The sequence below is a fragment of the Mesorhizobium sp. M4B.F.Ca.ET.017.02.2.1 genome (assembly GCF_003998955.1).
In the GTDB taxonomy this organism is placed as follows: domain Bacteria; phylum Pseudomonadota; class Alphaproteobacteria; order Rhizobiales; family Rhizobiaceae; genus Mesorhizobium; species Mesorhizobium abyssinicae.
On sequence record NZ_RZOF01000545.1, the window covers coordinates 1 to 2466 of the forward strand.

Genomic DNA, 2466 nt, shown 5'->3' on the forward strand with positions numbered 1-2466 from the left:
GGAAACCAGCGCCGCCAGCAGCAGCGCCGGCGCCAGCCTGGCGAACCCGGCGATGCCGCCGGAAGCCTGGCCGTCATCCTCAAAGCCGGCGAGCTGCGAAGAGACGGCGCGCAGGATCAGCGCGCACAGGCAAAAGCCCGCTATGGCGGCGATGAACGGGGGCCAGCCGGACGCGCCGAGGATGATCAGGATCAACGGCCCGGCGGCGTAGCCGGCGCCCATCAGCGCGTTGAACACGCCCATCACCCTGCCGCGGCGCGACGGCGCCGCCAGCGACAGCGCCCAGACCTCGCCAAGCACATAGAGCGGATTGATGACCACGCCGACGAGGAAGCGCAGCGCGTACCAGGCGATCCAGTTCTGCAGATAGCCGATGCCCAGGAAGCATAGCGCGCCGATCAGCGAGCAGCCGACGGCGAGATTGCGCGCGCCGACCAGGCGCACGGCGGCCGGCACGAACGACGCCGACAGCAGCAGGCCGATCGGCATCATCGCCGCCGAGAGGCCGATCAGCGCCGGCGACAGGCCCTGCCGCTGCATCAGCAAGGTGAACAGCGGATAGCTCAGCCCCTGCGCTGCGCCGAACATGGCCAGCGCCGTGGTGACGCCGGCCAGTGCCGCCCATTGCGTTCCCGCCTCGCCATCGCTCGCCGCCGCCATCGCGCCATCCGTCTGCATCGCCCAGCCTTGGGCGGCATGCGATCCGGCTAGCGGCTCGACAATGGAAAAGGAAGGGCCGGTGGCGAAATCTGCTTGCGCCAACGGCCATCGCGCCTCAGGGCCACGCAGACTACGGGAAGTAGCGGGCGATCGCCCCCTTCTTGCCGTCGGCATAGGGTTTCAGCCACTTGTCGTCGATGGAAATCCCGTCGTCAGCCGACGGCCCCTTCCCGATCGTCCGGCGCCATGCGCGGAACTTGTAGTGGTCGAAGACGTCGAGCATGTGCACCGCATAGGCCGCGGCAAAGGTCTTGTCGCCTTCGACGATGACCAGGTTCTCGTCATTCTCGTAGGACGCCTTGTAGCCGAGGTTGTGGCTGCCGGTGATGACGGTGGCATTGTCCTCCATCGGATCGATGATGACGATCTTGTCGTGCACGATGGCGTGCCCGACGGTCAGCACCTCCGCCTGGAAATCGCGGGCGATCGTGGCGCCGGTCAGGTTCGCCGCCCTGACGATCGAGACGTTCGGCGCCTCCCAGGCCTTCTCCGGATAGACGAAGGGCGACTTGCCGTCCTTGTTCGACTTGTGGGTCACCGGATCCCTGGTTGGGGCGACATAGTTGGGCATCGCGGTCTCGTCGCTGATCGCGCCCTGCACGATCAGCTTCGGATCCGCATTCGCCGCCGCGACCGCCTGGTCGACGATCGAGTTCTCGCCGAGCCGCGACGGATTGAACACGAGAAACAGCACCGCGCGCTTCGCCGCCTTGATGCGGGCGAAGACGTCCTCGAGGTCGACCGGGCGCACCGAGATGTCCTTCTTGCTGCGCTCGGGATCGTTCGGCGAAAACCACACCGTCATGCCGTCCAGCGCTGCGCTGGCGCCGTTCAGCGGGTTCGAAATGTGGTTTTCCTTGCGAAACGGCACGCCCTGCTTTTGCGCCACAAGTCCGGCGGCGCTTTCGCTCGCCGGCGGCGGGAAGACGTCGGCCTTCATGCGCTCCCAATAGGCGTTGAACACGTCTGCCATCGCCGGGTCGTCGCGGACGAAGGCGTTGTTGGACTGCCCGCAAATGCCGGTCGAGGTCCAGTTGGTGCTGCCGGTCATCACTGCTTGCGGCTTGCCATGGGCATCGCGGTAGACCGCGAACTTGTTGTGGCCGATATGGTTGTTGTTGAACAGGCGGTCCGTCACCACGACGCCGGCATCGCGCAGCCGCTTCCGGAACGGCGCGTTGCCGAAGTCCCATTCCTTCGTTTGCTCGTCCTTGCCCGAATTGGAAAGGATGACTTCGACGACATCCTTGGCGGCGATGATCGCGTCGCTCAATTCGTCGTCGCCAAGCTCGTAGAGCGCAAGCCTGACGGAGCCACCTTGGTCCTTGGCCCGCTCCATCAGGCTGATCAAAACCTGGGGCACATCGCCTTGCAGATAGGCGCGTATCTTGCTCGCCGGGTTCTGCAGCTCGGCCCTGATCTTGTCGCGCTGTCCGACCTTGATGCCGGCTTCCGCCAGCGCGTGCGACATCCATTGCGTCGACAAGACACCATTGGTGAAAGCGACCCGCGCCTTGCCGAACATCTGCCCCAGGAAGATCGGCGGACTGACGGCGCCCTGGCCGAGATAGCCGAGAGGCCGGGCCGCGCCGGTATAGGCGGGTTGGCCGTCGACCACCTGCTCCGGACGCACCGGCACCGGCTCGAGGCCCGGCTTCATGTCGCCGACCGGGCGCACCCGATAGGCGATCATTTCGCCTTCCGGCCGGATCGTGAGGCTGTCGCGGCGCCGGCGCACCGTGAGGT

At 66.3% G+C, this 2466-nt stretch carries 2 protein-coding genes; both read right to left on the reverse strand.

Features of this window, described 5'->3' with window-relative positions; genetic code table 11:
- Nucleotides 1-660 (reverse strand): MFS transporter (locus EN738_RS33535; RefSeq protein WP_145967026.1); only part of this gene is annotated, 660 nt, incomplete at its 3' end.
- Between the two features lie 130 nt (nt 661-790).
- Nucleotides 791-2466: phospholipase D-like domain-containing protein (locus tag EN738_RS33540; RefSeq protein ID WP_127287282.1), on the reverse strand; the 1676-nt coding region annotated here is incomplete at its 5' end.